We start from the raw sequence: 17,280 nt of genomic DNA, 5'->3' as shown, positions 1-17,280 counted from the left end.
CATTCGACCAAGGGCAATCCGGCCTATAACGCCTCCAAGACCGGCGCGATGGGGTTGACCCGGACGCTCGGCGAGGCCTGGGCGGAGGACGGCATCCGCGTCAACGGCATCGCCCCTGGGCTGGTAGATACCAAAATGACAAAAGTGACGACGTCGAATCCGAAGCGGCTGGAAGGCGCGATCGAGCGCATTCCGCTGAAGCGTCTGGGTACGCCGGCCGACATGGCGGGCGCCGCGCTGTTTCTGGCTTCGCCGCTTGCCTCCTACATCGTCGGCCAAACGCTGGTGGTCGACGGCGGCCTCATTCTCTGAGCGCCGGAACCGGATCGCATTTCATCGGTTAGCTCGCTGAATTCATTTCAGGGAGTGACCGCGATGGACAAAGATAGAATTGCTGGCTCGGCCAAGGATTTTGCCGGTAAGGTCGAAGGCGCCGTCGGCGATATCGCCGGCGATGCGAAGACTCAGGGCTCGGGCCGCGCCCGCGAGGCCGCAGGCACGGTGCAGAATCTGTACGGTCAGGCCAAGGACGCCGCACGAGACGCCGGGGACGCCGCCGTCGGCTACGCCAAGGACGCCTACGAGAACAGCGGCGAGACCTTCCGCGACGGCTCGCAGGCCGTGGCGAAGAAGGTGCAGGACAATCCGCTCGGTTCGCTCTTGATCGCGGGCGGAATCGGCTTTGCTCTGGCCATGTTGATGACGCGTCAGCCGCGCCGTCCCTCGCCGCGCTGGCGCTATTACGGCTGAGGGCCTCACCCAAAAGAGCCGCGCAAGGTGGCCTTCCGACAACCTCGTCATGCCCGGCCTTGTGCCGGGCATTCACGTCTTTGCCGCACACGATGCAAGAAAGACGTGCAGGAAAACGTGGAAGGCCGGGACAAATCCGGCCATGACGAGCCACGAGATCGCGTCAGGCCAGGCTGCCTCTTACCTTGCGAAAATGCCCGGCACCGCCGCCGACCGTCCGACATTGCCCGGCGGGCGCGGCACATTGGGTCCGCGCGTCGCAGGCGCCGCCGGCTTCTTCGGTGCGTTGCCGAAGCTGAAAAAGTCCCGCAGTGCCGGTGCGCCCGATTGAACCGGAGGCGCCGGCTTCTTCGGCGCCAGCGGTTTGGCGGGTGCGCCCGGTGCCGCGACCGTTCCATCCGGGGCGACTGAGGCCACCGGCGTTTCGCCCTTGGCCTGTTCGCGGCCGACCTCGCGGCGTGGCCAGACGAAATCGTCGGCGCGGCCGGCGGGCGGGGCGAGGGGCTCGCCCTTCACCAGTGTCCGTGCCGCCAGCGCATCGACCGCGGCCGGGCGCGAGCCGGGGCCGCCGAGTAATTGATCGGTGCCGACCGAGGATGCCACCAGCGGCAAGATCGGCCCTGCGAGCGGACGCGGCGCAGGCTGGCCGGGCTGCGCGTTGGCGTCGGGTGTTGCCGGTTCGGTCGGCAGTTCGATCGGCGCCGAACGCGAAGCCAGGAGCCGGTTGATCTCGCGCTCGACATAATGGGCAAGCTTGCGAGCGCCGGGCCTGGTAAAATACACGCCGTCATAGGAACGCAGCTGCCGGATCTGGCCTTCGAAGTCGGGACCTTTCTGCAGGAAGCGGCCGGCCTCGTCGACGAATCCGTCCCAGACATCGACATAGGTGATGCCGGCCTTGCCGGCGACATCGCGGTACAGCGCGTCCAGGAACAGCATGTCAGCCGTCGCCTTGGGACCGCGCACCGCGGGCAGGCCGACCCAGAGCACCGGCACGCCCTTGGTTTTCAGGACGGCGATCATCTCCTCGATCTTCTTGGTGTAGAGCTCGACCCAGCGTTCCTCGCGGAACTGATAGACGCCGTTCGGCGAGCGCGTGCTCTTCTCGGGCGCGATGATCGGCGGCACGTCGTTGTCGGCGGCATCGTCCGGCGACAACTCGGTATCGGCGGTCTTGTCGTCGGGTTTCACGGCGGCATCGGCGCCGTCCGGCTTGGCGCCGGGTTTCGCGTCGCCAGACTTGGCATCCGTCTTGGCATCCGGCTTGGCCTTGGCGTCTTTCTTGTCGCCCTTCTTGTCGGATGATTTGTCCTTGTCGACCGCCGGCTCGCGGATCGCCTGACGGTCGTCGAGCCCGAGCATGACGACAATGGCGTCCGGCTTCTCGGTGGCGAGGATGCCTTTGGCCGCGGCAGCCCAATCGGCCGGCTCGCCCTTGGGCTGGTACTTGATCAGGCCAGACACGGTCTTGTGCCTGCGGATCACGCCCATATCCGGCTGCTCGGCATAGGCGTCCTCGAGTCCGTAGGCGAGCCAGTCCGCCATGGCGTCGCCCAGCACCAGCACGTTGCGCTCCGGCACGGTCTCGCGCTTCTCCGGCGGCGGCGCCTTGGAAAAATTCTCGACCCGCTTCGGCGCCTGCTGCTGCTGGAATGGCGCGAACAGATCGCCGCCGAACCAGCCGCCGTTTCCGCTGCGCGGCTGCTGCTGCGGCCGCGGCGGCTGCCAGCCGCCGAAATTGAAGAACTGCGCGGATGCCGGTCCGGCAAGCCCGACCAGCAGCGCAACCGCAACCGCCAGCGCGATCAACGGGCCGGTTTCGGTGAACACCCGGAAAAAGGACTTTGGCTGTTGCATGCGGCTCGGTCGCAATGAATCGCGGAAGCAGTCGATATAATAGCGGAATCAGGCCGCAAGCGGGCAGATTTCGGAGCCATAAACCGGCCATCGGCCGCCGCCGTCAAGGGCACGGCAAAAATCACGTCCGGAAGGTTACTTTATGGCGTTTTCGAGCGGGTTGACGCCAACGCGTGTGGAAAACGCGTCACGCAAAGAAACAGGCGGGAATCGACGGTTCACCGTCCCCTGAGCCGCTCCAGCACGTCGGAGGAGGCAAATCCGTCGGCGGGGGCCCCGATCGAGGCCTGGAAGCCGCGCAGCGCCTCGCGGGTCTGGCCGCCGAGCTGGCCGTCCGGGGTGCCTTGGTAGAAGCCGCGCTGCGCCAGCAGCTGCTGCAGTTCCAGCCGCTCGGCCCGCGACAATTCGCGCTCCTGCCGCGGCCATGGCTGCACGAACGGCGCGCCGCCGCGCAGACGGTCGGCGAAGTGGCCGATCGCCAGCGCATAGGCCTCCGCCGGGTTGTATTTCATGATCACCCGGAAATTCTGCAGCATCAGGAAACCGGGACCTTCCGCGCCCGCGGGCGCCAGCAGATAGGCCTTCTCGGCGGCGTGCGGGAACGGCTGGTTGCCGGCGCGGGTGACGCCGAGATGTTCCCATTGCGCAATCGTCATCCCCTTGGCCCGGTCCGCCAGCATGTAATTGAAGCCCTTGGGCACCACGACCTCGTAGCCCCACGTCTGGCCGGTCTGCCAGCCGTCTTTCTTCAGGTTGTTGGCGGTCGAGGCGATCAGGTCGGCGGCGTCGTCGACCACGTCGCGGCGGCCGTCGCCGTCGGCATCCACCGCGTAGCGCTTGAACGCGGTCGGCATGAATTGGGTGGGACCGAACGCGCCGGCCCAGGAGCCGCGCATCTGCTCCGGACGCAGATCGCCGTGGTGCAGGATTTCCAGTGCCGAGAGGAATTCGTCCTTGAAATATTTCTGGCGGCGGCCGACGCAGGCGAGCGTCGCGGTGGATTGCACGACGTTGCGGTCGCCCATTTGCGTGGAATAGTTCGACTCGATGCCCCAGATCGCCGCGATCGTATAGCGATCGACGCCGTAGGCCTTTTCCGTCGCGTCGAACTGCGGCTTGTATCTGGCCAGGATCTCGCGGCCTTTGGCGAGGCGGTTATCGTTGACGAGAATGTCGAGGTAATCCCAGATCGACTTGGTGAATTCCGGCTGCGAATCCATCAGGTCCATCAGCCGCAGATCGGGCGTGAGGCCGGCGGTAAGGCGTTCAAAACTCTCGCGCGAGATGTTGCGGCGCGCGGCGTCGGGCCACATCGAGGCGACGCAATTGTCGAAATTCGCCGCGGCATCCCGGATCGCGGCTGCGGTCATCAGCGGGTGGCCGGAGGCGCCGTCCTCCCCGCTCCAGGGCAGTGGCGCGCTGCCCGTGACGGGCGCCGTCTGCGCCTGCGCCGAGGTGCCGGCGCGCTGGCCTGACGGCGGGCTCTGGCTGCCCCTGGAAAGCGAGCCGGTGAAGAGGTTGTCGAGGAAGTCCAGCGGGCCGCCGCCGCTGGACGACTGCGCGTGCGCCTGGCCGAACACCAGCAGGGCGGCGGCCATGACCGCCGCGCCGGTTCGCAGTTTCGCCAAACGTCCCGTCCGTCGTCTCATGTCTCACCCGCGATAGCCGAAAATATCCCGCTTTCAGCAGGCCTCGTGGCGGTTTCCAATAGATTAACAGAGGCGAGATTTTGTTTGGGGGGAAATCTCGCAGGGCTCCGACCGATTGGCCCCCTGGCCCCGGAAGGGGAGGGAACGGACCTGTGCGGGCGGATTTACCCTAAGCGCCAGGGATGCATCGCGCTTCACACATCCGCCTTTGTTCCCGGCTGCAAACCGGCTACCAACATGCCATCAAATGCGCTCTCGCACTCTCAAAAGGCACCTGTCGAACCTCCCATGAAAATCCGCAAAGCCGTCTTTCCCGTCGCCGGCCTCGGCACCCGCGTCCTGCCCGCCACCAAGGCGATGCCGAAGGAAATGCTGACCATCGTCGACAAGCCGCTGATCCAGTACGTGGTCGATGAGGCCAAGGAGGCAGGCATCGAGCATTTCATCTTCGTCACCGGCCGCAACAAGGGCGTGATCGAGGACCATTTCGACCGGATGTACGAGCTCGACGCCACGCTTGCCGCCCGCGGCAAGAAGGCCGAGATGGAGATCCTGGCGCGCGACCAGCCCGACGCCGGTGCCGTGAGTTTCACCCGCCAACAGGCGCCGCTCGGTCTCGGCCATGCGGTATGGTGTGCCCGCGACATCGTCGGCAACGAGCCCTTCGCGGTGGTGCTGCCGGACGAGCTGGTGCTCAACACACCGGGCTGTTTGAAGCAGATGATCGAGGCAGCCAGCAAGTTGGCTGAGAAATCCAACCTGATCGCGGTGGAGGAAGTGCCCGCGCATCTGACGCATCAATACGGCATCTGCGGCGTCGGCAAGCGCCACGGCAACATGTTCGAGGTCGACGGCATGGTGGAGAAGCCGGCCAAGGGCACCGCGCCTTCGAATCTCTCGATCACCGGGCGCTACATCCTGCAGCCGGAGATTTTCAAGATCCTGGAGACCCAGGAACGCGGCGCCGGCGGGGAGATCCAGCTCACCGACGCCATGATCGGCCTGGCGAAGACGCAAAGCTTCTACGGCGTCGAGTTCGAAGGCGAGCGGCACGATTGCGGCTCGAAATCGGGGTTCCTGCGCGCCAATATCGCCTTCGGCATGGCGCGCGCGGATTTGCGCGACGGCCTGCGCGAAGAGATGAAGAAATATCTGGCGAAGTGACGACGTCGTTCCGGGGCGATGCGTAAGCATCGACCTGGGAGATGGGCAATCGCACATCGGAGAATCTCGCGATTCCCCCGTGCGCAATCTCAGGCCGCCAGCAAGAACTGCGGGATGCTGGCCAGCACCGACTGGTTGCGGCCGCCGGCCTTGGCGGCGTAGAGCGCCGTGTCCGCGGCTTTCACCAGGATCGACCAATCGAGATTCGGGACCGGCGTCAGGCTCGCGATCCCGATGCTGACGGTGGCGACCGTCGGGCCCTCGGACCATTGCTGGACCTTGGCCCGGATCGTTTCGGCCACTCCCACCGCTTCGGGGGCCGCAAGCCCCGGCAGCAGCACGGCGAATTCCTCGCCGCCGTAACGCGCGGCGCAATCGCCGGCCCGCCGCACCGAATCCGAAATGCAGATGGCGATTCCGACCAGCATCTCATCGCCCGCCTGATGTCCGAAGGTGTCGTTGTAGGATTTGAAATGATCGGCATCGATCATCAACAGCGAGACAGGCACCTTGTGACGCGTCGCGCGCCGCCATTCGGAGTCCATTTCGGTGTCGAATTTGCGCCGGTTTCGCAAGCCGGTGAGCGCATCGGTGGTCGCAAGCTCCTCGAGCTTGTCCTCGGCGCTGGCGCGGCGGCTGATTTCGCGGGCGAGGAACAGCGTCACGGCAAGCACGAACGCAATCAGCGCCAGCATGATGGCGCCGATCCGGGCCGCCTCGGTGCGCCACAGGCTGAGAATGCTGCTCCATGTCTTGCCGACCAGAACGACCAGCGGCCGGGTGCTGTCGCGCCAGATGAACAGCCGTGGTTCCTGATCCACCGCGCCAAGTCCCGTATACCAGCCGCTGGGTACGGACATGGCGTTCCTCACGGCGGGCAGATTGCCGAGATTCTTGCCGATCAAGTCGAGGTCGAACGGCGTTCGCATGATCAAGGTGCCGTCCTGGCGCAGAACGCTGATGGTGTCGTCGGGGCCAAGCTGCAGGCGGCCGAACAGGTCGTGAAAATAGGAAAAGCGGATCGAGCCCGCGACCACGCCGAGAAAGCGCCCGTCATTGCCGGTGATGCGCCGGCTCAGCACGATGGCATAGGCGCCGCGATGCAGCATCGGACGGCTGATGAACAGCCCGGCGTCGGGCCGGTCGCGATGAAACCGGAAATACTCCTCGTCGGCGCGATTTTCGGCTGCCGGATCCAGCGTCGAGGCGTCGATGGTCAGTTGCCCGTCGGCGTCAAATACCTGGATCGCACCGAAATGTTTCGCGGTCGCGGCATGATCGAACAGGATCAGGTGCCGGATCGGCTTGCTGACGTCCTTGATCCCGGGCGCCACCATATTGCTTGCCACCGCCCGCAGCGACAGATCGAAAAGCTCGATATTGCGGCCGATCTCGGCGTCGATGGTGGATGCAAGGTTCTCCAGCGTCTGGCGCGCCAGCTCTTCCTCGCCGCGGCGCATATCGAGCATCACGCTGGCGCAGATCGCGGAGAAGCCGATCACGGTCGCCACCGACGAGGCGATCAGTAGCTTCGCCGATAGCCGCCATGGTCGATGGGCCACGCTGTTGCGCCGTCCAAATCGCATCCTTTAGCTCCGCCGCCAGTGGATGCGCCTTAATCATTGCCGCGGGCTTAAGTGACGACAACGATGTGTTAATGAGTTAACCGTTGGTTGCCGGGATCGCGCGAATAGCGAGAATGGCTTGCAAACGCATGACGGCTTACCACCGAGGGTACAATTGAACGACTACGACGCGCTGCGCGATTATCTGAAGAAGCAGAAGCTCCCCGAATTCGTGCTGAGCTTCGAAGAGATCGAGGAGATCATCGACGCCGCCTTGCCGCGCGCGGCCCACCGCGCGTCGTGGTGGGAGACGCTGCGCAGCCCGCAGGAAAAGATGCCGCAGCGCGAGGCCTGCCTCGCCGGCGGCTACATCGCGACGAGGCAGGCGGACGGCAAGAGCGTGCGGTTCAAGAGGATGAAGTAGGGCCGCGGTTCCAATAGATCCGTCGTCCCGGCTCGCGCTTCGCTTGGCCGGGACGACAGCGCTTCAACTCGCCGCCTCCAACCGTTCTTCGGTGAGCAGACGCATCGCGGCATCCGCGTCCATCGGCTCGCCGAAGGCAAAGCCTTGCGCGTATTCGCAGCCCAACTGGTAAAGCTCGACCGCATCGGAATCGGTCTCGGCGCCTTCGGCGACCACGTCCATGCCGAGGTCGTGGGCGAGCGCGATGATCGATTTCAGGATCACCGGCCGGGTGCCGCGGCTGGAGGTGCGCACGAAAGACTGGTCGATCTTGATGGTGTCGAAGGGAAAGCGCTGCAGATAGGCCAGCGACGAATGGCCGGTGCCGAAATCGTCCAGCGACAATCCGGTGCCGAGTTCGCGGATCCGTGTCAGCATCTGCGCCGCGTGCTCCGGGTTCTCCATCACAAGCGATTCCGTCAGTTCCAGTTTCAGGGTGCCGCGGGCCACCGAGGATCGTGACAGCACCGTGCGAATATCATGGATCAAATCGTGCCGTAACAATTGACGAGACGAAACGTTGACACTCGCAAAAATCGGTTCGCGCGAGCGCATCGCGCGCTGCCAGATCGCAAGTTGCCTGGCGGTCTGGTCCAGCACGAACATTCCGAGATCGACGATCAAGCCGATCTCCTCGGCAATGGCGATGAATTCCACCGGCGACATCCGCCCGAGCTTGGGATGATCCCAGCGCGCCAGCGCCTCGAAGCCGGCGATCGAACGGTCTTCCAGCCGCACGATCGGCTGGTACAGGATGGTGATTTCCTCCCGCTCGATGGCGCGGCGCAATTCGCTTTCCAGCGTCAGCCGGTCGGTTTTTCGGGCACGCATGGCGGGCTTGTACACATCGATGCGGTCGCCGCCGATCCGCTTGGAATGATACATCGCAAGCTCGGCGTCCTTGATGATCTCGTCGGACAATTGCGTCTGCGGGTCGGAGAGCGCGAGCCCAATCGAGGCGGTGAGGAAAATTTCGCGGTCGTTGAAGGCAATCGGCGCCCGGATGGTCTTGCGGATGGTCTCGGCGAAGGCGGTGATGCGCGCCGGATCCTGTTCCGACATCAGGATCAGGCCGAACTGGTCGCCGGCGAGCCGCGCCAGCGTATCCTGCGGCTTGAGGATGCGGGTCAGCCGCCGCGCCAGCGTCAACAGGATGGAATCGCCGACCGCGATGCCGACGGAATCATTGACCTGCTTGAAGCGGTCGAGATCGATCACCATCAGCGTCGGCCGCAGGTTCGGCATGGTCTTGGCGAAATTCGCCACCGCGCCGAGGCGATCGATGAACAATTTGCGGTTCGGCAGGCCGGTGAGATTGTCGTGCACCGAGTCATGCAACATGCGCTCTTCGGCGTTCTTGGCCTCGGTGACGTCGGTCAGCGTGCCGACCACGCGGGAGACTTCGCCGTCGGAGCCGACCACCGGGCGCGCTTTCAGCGCGAACCACATGAAATGGCCGTCGGGCGTGCGCAGGCGGAAATCCTGAACCAGCCGCCCGCGGCGCTGGTCGAGCACGCTGTCGAGCGCTGCGCGGAACCGGTCCTGATCGAGCGGATGCAGCACCTCGAGCCATTTGGCGGCAGGGCCTTCCAGCGTACCGCGTTTGAGGCCAAGCAGGCTCTCGGTCTCCGGGCTGGTGAACACCTTGTCGGCGGAGACGTCCCAGTCCCAGATCAGGTCGCCCGAACCGGTCAGCGCAAGTGCGCGGCGCTCGACGTCGGAGACCACACCGGTGGAGGCGCCGCCGCCGGCGAAGGCGTGCTGCATCACCGTAAATCCGATCAGCATCACGATCAGCACCAGGCCGCCGAGCAGCGCCGGGCCGACGATGTCGTTGGTGACGCTGCCCGCCACCGTCATGCCGGCCGCGATCACCCAGACCACCAGCAGGAACCAGGTCGGGATCAACAGCACCGCGCGGTCGAAGCCGTGGGTGGAGAGATAGACGATCAGCGCGAAGCCCGCGAACGCGATCAGGACCAGCGACATTCGCGCGATGCCGGAGGCGACCGCGGGATCGAACAGCGCCAGCGCCACCAGCGAGCCGAGGAACGCCAGCCAGCCCACGGTGATATGGGAATAGCGCACGTGCCAGCGGCTGAGGTTGAGATAGGCGAACAGGAACACGAGCAGCGTCGCGGCCAGGATGGCTTCGCCCGCCGCGCGCCAGACCCGCTCGGCGTTGTTCGACATGTCGAGCACCTTGCCCCAGAAGCCGAAGTCGACGCCGATATAGACCAGCACCGCCCAGGCCAGCGCGGCGGCGGCTGGAAACATGATGCTGCCCTTGACCACGAACAGGATGGTCAGCACCAGCGCCAGGAGACCGGAGATGCCGATGACGATGCCCTGGTACAGCGTGAACGAGTTGACTTTGTCCTTGTAGGCTTCGGGTTCCCACAGATAGAGCTGCGGCAATTTATCGGTGCGCAATTCCGCGACAAAGGTGATGACGGCGCCGGGATCGAGCGTGACGCGGAAGATGTCCGCGGTCGGGCTCTCCTGCCGTTCGGGACGGTCGCCGGTCGACGGCGTGATGGTGGCGATGCGCGACAGTCCGAGGTCGGGCCACAACAGCCCCGAGGACACGATGCGGTAATGCGGTGCCACGATCAGACGGTCGAGCTGGTCGTCGGTATTATTGGCGAGCGCGAACACCACCCAGTTTTGTCCGCCCTCGCGGGCGCGCACCTCGATGCGGCGGACGATGCCGTCGGTGCCCGGCGCGGTGGAAACCTGGATGCGGTCGGAGTCGCTATGCTGATGATCGAGGACCGCGGTGAGGTCGATCGCAGGCGCGTCGCTGCGGACGCTGACGGCGTCGAGCGCGCGGGCCGGCTGCGCGGCGGCAAGAATCATGAGGCCCAGCACCAGAGGCGCAAGGCACCTGATCAGTCGCAATGTCAGTTCTCCGCGATCCACGAACGTGTCCGGGCGAAGCGAACGCCCGGCGTGACCGGATAAATGACATGAAAGCGAAGGAAATCAAAGGGTTTCCGGTCGCGTTGGGTTCGCGAGTGTTAAACCGCCAACACAATTTTGCCAATATGTTCGGAGGTCTCCATGCGCCGGTGCGCGTCGGCAGCCTTTTCCAGCGGGAATGTGCTGTCCATCAGGGGTTTTATCCGTCCCTGCCGCAACAACGGCATCACCTTGGCCTCGATGGCCGCGACCATCGCCGCCTTATCCGTATTGCTGCGGGGCCGCAGGGTCGAGCCGGTGTGGGTCAGTCGCTTGACCATCAGCTTGGCGAAATTGACGGTCGCCTTGGGGCCGCCGAGAAACGCGATCTGGACGATGCGACCGTCGACCGCGGCCGCGTCGTAATTGCGCTCGACGTACTCGCCGCCGACCATGTCGAGAATGACGTTGGCGCCCGCGCCGTCGGTTGCGGTCCTCACTGCGGCGACGAAATCCTCGGTCTTGTAGTTGATGGCGCTGAAGGCGCCGAGTTTCAGGCAGGCGTCGGCCTTGTCTTTCGATCCGACCGTGACGATCACCTTGGAGCCGAAGGCTGTTGCCAGCTGGATCGCCATGGTGCCGATGCCGGACGAGCCGCCATGGATCAGCAGCGTCTCACCTTGCTTCAGTCCGCCGCGCTCGAACACATTGTGCCAGACTGTCATCAGGGTTTCCGGAATGGCGCCGGCCTCCTGCATCGATAGAACCGGCGGCACCGCCATCGCCTGGGCGTCCTGCGCGATGCAGTATTGCGCGTAGCCGCCCCCGGCCACCAGCGACATCACCTTGTCGCCGATCTTGTGGCGGCTAGCGCCGGTTCCGACCGCGGCGACCTCGCCGGCTACTTCGAGGCCGGGCAAATCGCTGGCGCCGGGCGGCGGCGGATAGGCGCCGGAGCGCTGCGCGACGTCGGGGCGGTTGACGCCGGCCGCCTGGACCTTGATCAGGATTTCGCCCGGGCCGGGGGCGGGCACCGGGCGGGTCTCGGGCAGGAGCACCTCGGGGCCGCCGGGCTTGCTGATGCCGATAACGGTCATTTGCGCGGGCAGCTTTTCCATGATTTGTCCTTGCGAAAGGCGGAAACGGAAGCGGCATCTGATTAGCCAGCCATGTTGCTGCTGGCAACCGCCTCTCGAACCCTTCAGCACGGAGGAGAAAGCATGGCGATCGAGGACGATGACCGGCCGAGGAAGAAAGTCACCCACGAGATCGGGCAGGACCTGTCGCTACTGTCGGTCGAGGAACTGACCGAGCGCATCGCGCTGATGAATTCGGAGATCGAGCGGCTGCAGGCCGCGATGGCCAAAAAGCGCGCGTCGAAGGATGCCGCGAACAATTTTTTCAAGACGTAAGCGTAAGCGAAGCAGAGTTCTCCCCTCGTCGTCCCTGCTTTCGAAAGCAGGGACGACTCGTTGAGAGCGCATCGGCCAACGGCGCAGTGCGCCGCGGCGGTCGCGTCTGCCTCGGCCAATGGCCGACATGGCAAACGAAACCTGAAAATAATCGTTCGTTTACGATCGATTAAGCTTTCTCGTCTATGACTGGGATTGTCCTCGTTTGGACACTGAGTGGCTCCTGTCCACTCTGTTTGACGCCTCCCTGTTATCAACTTCAAAGCCGCCGGAAACGGCGGCTCTTTTTTTGGGCCGTCTTTCTTTTGGCGTCTTCGTCACCACGCTGGAAACCATAATCAGGCTTGCGGCTGGACTCTCGTCCCCGGGCGCGCAATGATTTGTTCATCATAAGCCCGGCGCGCTTTGAAGCCGGCCAGCGTAATCAGTGGCGTGAGGCGTTAACCATGTCGGACCGTTCGCAAGGCGAAACAGCTCTCGTACAATTCAGTGAGCGGCTTACCAATTCCGCGGCGTTCGGTACCCTGTTCCGGGAAGGCATGGATCTGGTCGAGGAGACCGCGGCCTATCTCGACGGGGCCGGCCGCACCGAAGCCAAGGCGCTCGACCGATCCGTCAGCCTCACCTACGCCACCGAAAGCATGCGGCTGACCACCCGCCTGATGCAGCTGGCCTCGTGGCTGTTGCTGCATCGCGCGGTGAAGGAAGGCGAGATGACGCTGACCCAGGCCAACCGCGAAAAGACCAAGGTCAAGCTCTCTGCCGCCGATCCGGGCCCGGAGGAGATGGTCGAAAAGCTGCCGCAGCAGTTGCAGGACCTGATCGCGCGTTCGATGGCGCTGCAGAGCAAGGTCCGCCGCCTCGACAGCTCCATCCATACGCCGCCGATCGAGCGCAGTGCGATCGGCAACCCGCTGGTGCCGCAGCTCAACCGCCTGAAGGCGGCGTTCGAGCGGTAATTCTGCCTGCGCATCTGAGGTCTGGTGCTAACCCACCGTCCCGCAATGACGGCCTGAAATAAAAAACGCCCCGGCAAACCGGGGCGTTTTTCTTGTCCAGCCGCGCAAGCGGGCTGAAAGCCATCAATCTTTCTTGAGGAAGCCCGAAAATTTCTTCTGGAACCGCGACACGCGGCCGCCGCGATCGAGCAGCTGCTGGGCCCCGCCGATCCAGGCCGGGTGCGACTTGGAGTCGATGTCGAGGTTCAGCTTTTCGCCTGCCTTGCCCCAGGTCGAGCGCGTCTGGTACTCGGTGCCGTCGGTCATCACGACCGTAATCATATGATAATCCGGGTGAATTTCGGCTTTCATGGCTTATCCTCTGGCGCGCCGGCGCCTCTCGATCGATTGTGCGGGGACGGATTTGGGCCGCTCTATAGCGCTTTAGGCCCCCCAAAACAAGCCAGCTAACTGAGGGATCATACGGATTTGCCTCTCGTGGCGGCGGGGCCTATCTGGGAGACGGCAAATAGAATGGTTCAAATCCCATGAGCGCAGTGGAACGGCTTGAAGACGGTCTCGGCGAAACGCCGCCGCGGCGCGATGTGGATCCCTCGGAGGCCTCCGCCATCGAAGCGCAACTGGCCGGGCCTGCGGCCAAACCCCGTGCGCGGCTGCGTCCGCTGGTGGCGCTGGCGCCCTATGTCGGGCGCTATCGCGGTCGCGCCTTTCTCGCCTTGATCGCGCTGACGGTCGCCGCGATCACCACGCTGGTGGTGCCGGTCGCGGTGCGGCGGATCATCGATTTCGGCTTCTCTGCCGAAGGCATCGCGCTGATCAACAGCTATTTCAGCGTGATGATCGCGGTGGTCGCGATGCTGGCCGGCGCCAGCGCCTCGCGATATTACCTGGTGATGACCATCGGCGAGCGCATCGTCGCCGATCTCCGGCGCGACGTGTTCGCGCATCTGATGTCGCTGTCGCCGGCATTCTTCGATTCCGCGCGCTCGGGCGAACTGATCTCGCGGCTGACCGCCGACACCACCCAGCTCAAATCCGCGGTCGGCGCCTCCGTCTCGATCGCGCTGCGCAACCTGATGCTGTTCGTCGGCGCCACCGTGATGATGGTGATCACGAGCCCCAGGCTTTCCGGCTTCGTGCTGCTGGCGATCCCGCTGATCGTGATACCGCTGGTGGCGTTCGGGCGCTGGGTGCGGCGGCTGTCGCGCAACGCCCAGGATACGCTGGCGGAGGCGACCGCCTATGCGTCCGAGCTGGTCGGCGCGATCCGCACCGTGCAGGCCTATACCAGCGAGCGGCTGGCAAACGCGCGCTTCGGCGGCGAGGTCGAGCAGGCCTATGAGGCCGCGCGCACCTCGACCCGCGCGCGCTCGGTGCTGACCGCGGTCATCATCTTCATCGTCTTTACCAGCGTGGTGGCGATCCTGTGGATCGGATCGCGCGACGTGCTGACCGGTTCGATCACGCCGGGCCGGCTCGGCCAGTTCGTGCTGTATGCGGCGTTTGCGGCGGCGGGGCTCGGCCAGCTCAGCGAAGTCTGGGGCGAAGTCTCGGCCGCGTCGGGCGCCGCCGAACGGTTGTTCGAGATTCTGAACGTCAAATCGCAGGTCGCAACCGCCGCCTCGCCGCTGCCGATGCCGGTGCCGGCACGCGGCGACGTCAACTTCGAAAACGTCGCCTTCGCCTATCCGACGCGGCCGGATGCGATGGCGATCGACGGCGTTTCGCTTTCGGTGCGTGCCGGGGAGAAGGTCGCGATCGTCGGCCCCTCGGGCGCGGGCAAGAGCACGCTGTTTCATCTGCTGCTGCGGTTCTACGATCCGGCTTCCGGCGTGATCACGTTCGACGGCGTGCCGATCAAGGCGGCCGACCCGAAAGAGGTACGCGCGCGCATCGCGCTGGTGCCGCAGGAATCGGTGGTGTTCGCCGCCAGCGCGCGGGAAAACATCCGCTTCGGCCGGCCCGACGCCACCGACGCCGAGGTCGAGCGCGCCGCCGATCTTGCCCACGCCACCGAATTCATCCGCCGGCTGCCCGGCGGCTTCGAGTCGCCGCTCGGCGAGCGCGGCGTCACGCTGTCCGGCGGCCAGCGCCAGCGCATCGCCATCGCGCGCGCGATCCTGCGCGACGCGCCGCTGTTGCTGCTCGACGAAGCCACCTCGTCGCTCGACGCGGAGAGCGAGACGCTGGTGCAGACGGCGCTGGAAGAATTGATGCGTCACCGCACCACGCTGGTGATCGCGCATCGGCTGGCCACCGTGTTGTCCTGCGACCGCATCATGGTGATGGACCAGGGTCGCATCGTCGAGCAGGGCAACCACGCCTCGCTGGTCGCCGCAAACGGGCTCTATGCACGTCTGGCAAGGCTGCAGTTCGAGGGGGTTTAGAGCTCCGTTCGTCATGCCCGGACTTGATCCGGGCATCCATCTTCTTCGCAAGAACATCTTTCAGAGTGGGATGGATTGCCGGGTCAAGCCCGGCAAGGACGATCATAAATCAATTCGGCTTCCACTCCATCTTCTTGACCGGCCTTCCCGAGGTCGGATTCACGTCCTCGCCGGCATGCATAAACCCGTTGCGCTCGTAAAACCGGATGGCGCGGGCGTTGTCCTGGTTGACCAAGAGCGTGATGCGATCGGGCGATCGGCGCTTTGCTTCGTTGACGAGCGTCGTTGCCAATTCCGAGCCCCAGTGATCCGGCGCGACCACCAGCTGGTCGAGATAGCCTGAGGCATCGATGGTGACGAAGCCGACCGGTGCGCCGTCCTGCTCCGCGACAACGATCGCCGCCTTCGGCACCAGTTCGCTGCGCCAGCGCTCGCGCCACCAGTTGACGCGCGCGGCAAAGTCGATCGTAGGATAGGCTTGCTGCCAGGTCCGCTGCCACAGCGCGATGAGCGCGTCCTCGTCCTCGGCGCGATAGGGACGAAGGTGAAATCTCTCCGTCATCGCGTTGCGATTCTCTTTTGGGGCATGATCCGGTCCGAAAACCGGTGCCCACTTTTCGGGATCATGCCCCTAGCGTTCCGTCAGCTTCAGCTCGATGCGGCGATTGCGCTTGTAGGCGTCTTCGGTCTGAGCCGTATCGAGCGGCTGGAATTCGGCAAAGCCGGCGGCGACCAGCCGTTGCGGCGCCACGCCGAGCGAGACCAGATACTGCACCACCGAGATCGCGCGCGCCGACGACAATTCCCAGTTCGACTTGAACACCGGGCTGTTGATCGGCCGCACGTCGGTATGGCCGTCGACCCGCAGCACCCAGGCGATTTCGCTCGGGATCTGCTTGTCGAGGTCGGTCAGCGCGGTGGCCACATTGTCGAGCTCGGCGCGGCCCTCGGGCAGCAGCACCGCCTGTCCGGTGTCGAAAAACACTTCCGACTGAAACACGAAGCGGTCGCCGACGATCCGGATGTCGGGCCGGTTGCCGAGAATGGCGCGCAGGCGCCCGAAGAATTCCGAACGGTAGCGCGACAGTTCCTGCACCCGTTGCGCCAGCGCGACGTTCAGGCGCGAGCCGAGATCGGCGATCTTGTTCTGTGATTCCTTGTCGCGCTTTTCGGAGGCATTGAGCGCATCTTCGAGCGCCGCAAGCTGACGGCGCAGCGCGCTGATCTGCTGGTTCAGGACCTCGATCTGCGCCAGCGCCCGCGCCGACACGCTTTTTTCGGAATCCAGCGCCTTGTTGAGCTCGTTGGCGCGGCCGGCGGCGTCGTTGCCGGCGCCGGCCAGGCCCTCATAGAGTCCCCTGATGCGGTCGCGCTCGCTCTCCGCCACCGCGAGCCCGGCGCGGAGCTGGGAGACCTGGTCGTCGAGACTGATCTTGCCGAGTTTTTCCAGCGACAACAGATCGTTGAGCTGCGCGATCCTGGCGTTGAGCTGCTCCAGCGCCTTGTCCTTGCCGGTGACCTCCTGCGACAGGAAGAACTGCACCACCAGGAAGACCGAGAGCAGGAACACGATCGAGAGCACCAGCGTCGACAGCGCATCGACGAAGCCCGGCCAGTAGTTGAAACCGGATTCGCTGCGGCGTGCACGGGCAAGGGACATCGGTTTCTCCGCTAGGATAGTACGTCGTCAGCTCTTCTCGGGCTGGCGCGCGAGCCGCTCGAGCAGTTTCTTGATCTCGCGGTTCTGTTCGCCCTGGCCGTCGGCCCATTCGCGGATCATCTGCTGCTCGGTCCGCATATGCGCGACCAGGCCCTGGATGGCCTCGGCGAGATTGGCCATCGCCGCCGTGGTGCCGCGGCTGGCGCCGCCTTCTTCCAATGTGAGCCGCAGCCGCTCGACCACGGCCTGCAATTCGCCGCTGGGAACACCGCCGCCGGTAGTTCCCTCGCCGGTATATCCGCGCACCGTGGAGGCGAGCCAGTCCTCGAGGTCGGTATAGAAGCGGTTCTGCGCCTGGCTCGACTGCAGGTCGAGAAAGCCGAGGATCAGGGAACCGGCGAGGCCGAACAGCGAGGATGAAAACGATATGCCCATGCCGCTGAGCGGCGCGGCGAGGCCTTCCTTCAACGTGTCGAACAGCGCGCCGGCGTCGCCGCCGACCTTCAGCCCGTC

15 protein-coding genes and 1 pseudogene are annotated in these 17,280 nt (G+C 64.9%); 7 read left to right on the top strand and 9 right to left on the bottom strand.

All coding sequences use genetic code 11. From position 1 onward, the window contains the following. Both QZ213_RS10485 and QZ213_RS10480 read left to right on the top strand, forming a co-directional pair. Positions 1-312, top strand: a 312-nt coding sequence (locus QZ213_RS10485; RefSeq protein ID WP_291685996.1) for an SDR family oxidoreductase, incomplete at its 5' end; no start/stop codon positions are given. Positions 313-375: 63 nt separating this feature from the next. Continuing rightward, positions 376-750, top strand: coding sequence for a CsbD family protein (locus QZ213_RS10480; protein WP_291685995.1), 375 nt, complete (start codon positions 376-378; stop codon positions 748-750). 180 nt (positions 751-930) lie between these two features. On the opposite strand, the gene QZ213_RS10475 is transcribed toward QZ213_RS10480, so the two are convergent. Continuing rightward, entirely contained in the window at positions 931-2,607 is a 1,677-nt protein-coding gene (locus QZ213_RS10475; protein WP_291685994.1) for an SGNH family hydrolase, read from the bottom strand. A 218-nt stretch (positions 2,608-2,825) separates the two neighbouring features. Next, positions 2,826-4,256, bottom strand: a complete 1,431-nt coding sequence (locus tag QZ213_RS10470) for a lytic murein transglycosylase (protein ID WP_291685993.1) — start codon at positions 4,254-4,256, stop codon at positions 2,826-2,828. A gap of 288 nt (positions 4,257-4,544) precedes the next feature. Here QZ213_RS10470 and galU point away from each other — a divergent pair, with 288 nt between their 5' ends. Beyond that, positions 4,545-5,420, top strand: a complete 876-nt coding sequence (gene galU / locus QZ213_RS10465) for a UTP--glucose-1-phosphate uridylyltransferase GalU (protein WP_291685992.1) — start codon at positions 4,545-4,547, stop codon at positions 5,418-5,420. An 89-nt stretch (positions 5,421-5,509) separates the two neighbouring features. Here galU and QZ213_RS10460 read toward each other — a convergent pair whose 3' ends face one another. Beyond that, positions 5,510-7,006, bottom strand: coding sequence for a diguanylate cyclase (locus tag QZ213_RS10460; protein ID WP_291685991.1), 1,497 nt, complete (start codon positions 7,004-7,006; stop codon positions 5,510-5,512). 154 nt (positions 7,007-7,160) lie between these two features. On the opposite strand from QZ213_RS10460, the gene QZ213_RS10455 reads away from it, so the two are divergent. Next, positions 7,161-7,409 carry a hypothetical protein gene (locus QZ213_RS10455; RefSeq protein WP_291685990.1) on the top strand — a complete coding sequence of 83 codons (249 nt, stop codon included), beginning with the start codon at positions 7,161-7,163 and terminating at the stop codon, positions 7,407-7,409. Between the two features lie 63 nt (positions 7,410-7,472). On the opposite strand, the gene QZ213_RS10450 is transcribed toward QZ213_RS10455, so the two are convergent. Both QZ213_RS10450 and QZ213_RS10445 read right to left on the bottom strand, forming a co-directional pair. Further along, on the bottom strand, positions 7,473-10,349 hold the full coding sequence (locus QZ213_RS10450; RefSeq protein ID WP_291685989.1) for an EAL domain-containing protein: 2,877 nt from the start codon (positions 10,347-10,349) through the stop codon (positions 7,473-7,475). 119 nt (positions 10,350-10,468) lie between these two features. Further along, entirely contained in the window at positions 10,469-11,467 is a 999-nt protein-coding gene (locus tag QZ213_RS10445) for an NAD(P)H-quinone oxidoreductase (RefSeq protein WP_291685988.1), read from the bottom strand. A 102-nt stretch (positions 11,468-11,569) separates the two neighbouring features. On the opposite strand from QZ213_RS10445, the gene QZ213_RS10440 reads away from it, so the two are divergent. Together QZ213_RS10440 and QZ213_RS10435 are read left to right on the top strand one after the other, a co-directional pair. Next, positions 11,570-11,761 carry a DUF1192 domain-containing protein gene (locus QZ213_RS10440; protein ID WP_291685987.1) on the top strand — a complete coding sequence of 64 codons (192 nt, stop codon included), beginning with the start codon at positions 11,570-11,572 and terminating at the stop codon, positions 11,759-11,761. A gap of 446 nt (positions 11,762-12,207) precedes the next feature. After that, positions 12,208-12,720: a DUF1465 family protein gene (locus QZ213_RS10435; protein ID WP_291685986.1), complete on the top strand. Its 513-nt coding sequence runs from the start codon at positions 12,208-12,210 to the stop codon at positions 12,718-12,720. 123 nt (positions 12,721-12,843) lie between these two features. On the opposite strand, the gene rpmE is transcribed toward QZ213_RS10435, so the two are convergent. Next, complete coding sequence (gene rpmE / locus QZ213_RS10430; RefSeq protein ID WP_291685985.1) at positions 12,844-13,071, bottom strand: 50S ribosomal protein L31; 228 nt, start codon at positions 13,069-13,071, stop codon at positions 12,844-12,846. A gap of 176 nt (positions 13,072-13,247) precedes the next feature. On the opposite strand from rpmE, the gene QZ213_RS10425 reads away from it, so the two are divergent. Next, on the top strand, positions 13,248-15,107 hold the full coding sequence (locus tag QZ213_RS10425; RefSeq protein ID WP_291685984.1) for an ABC transporter ATP-binding protein/permease: 1,860 nt from the start codon (positions 13,248-13,250) through the stop codon (positions 15,105-15,107). Between the two features lie 109 nt (positions 15,108-15,216). On the opposite strand, the gene QZ213_RS10420 is transcribed toward QZ213_RS10425, so the two are convergent. The 3 genes and pseudogenes from QZ213_RS10420 to QZ213_RS10410 all read right to left on the bottom strand — a co-directional run. After that, the gene (locus QZ213_RS10420) at positions 15,217-15,669 is read right to left on the bottom strand and encodes a GNAT family N-acetyltransferase (RefSeq protein ID WP_291685983.1); all 453 of its coding nucleotides are present in this window, start codon (positions 15,667-15,669) and stop codon (positions 15,217-15,219) included. Positions 15,670-15,738: 69 nt separating this feature from the next. Further along, positions 15,739-16,767 (bottom strand): peptidoglycan -binding protein, encoded by a 1,029-nt coding sequence (locus QZ213_RS10415; protein WP_291685982.1) that lies wholly within the window; start codon positions 16,765-16,767, stop codon positions 15,739-15,741. A 27-nt stretch (positions 16,768-16,794) separates the two neighbouring features. Beyond that, positions 16,795-17,280, bottom strand: a pseudogene (locus QZ213_RS10410) (flagellar motor protein MotA); the annotation flags it as partial.

Source organism: Bradyrhizobium sp., assembly GCF_017881085.1.
Taxonomy (GTDB): Bacteria; Pseudomonadota; Alphaproteobacteria; order Rhizobiales; family Xanthobacteraceae; genus Bradyrhizobium.
The sequence above is the reverse complement of the archived record's forward strand: the minus strand, read 5'-3'. Positions and strand labels throughout refer to the sequence as shown.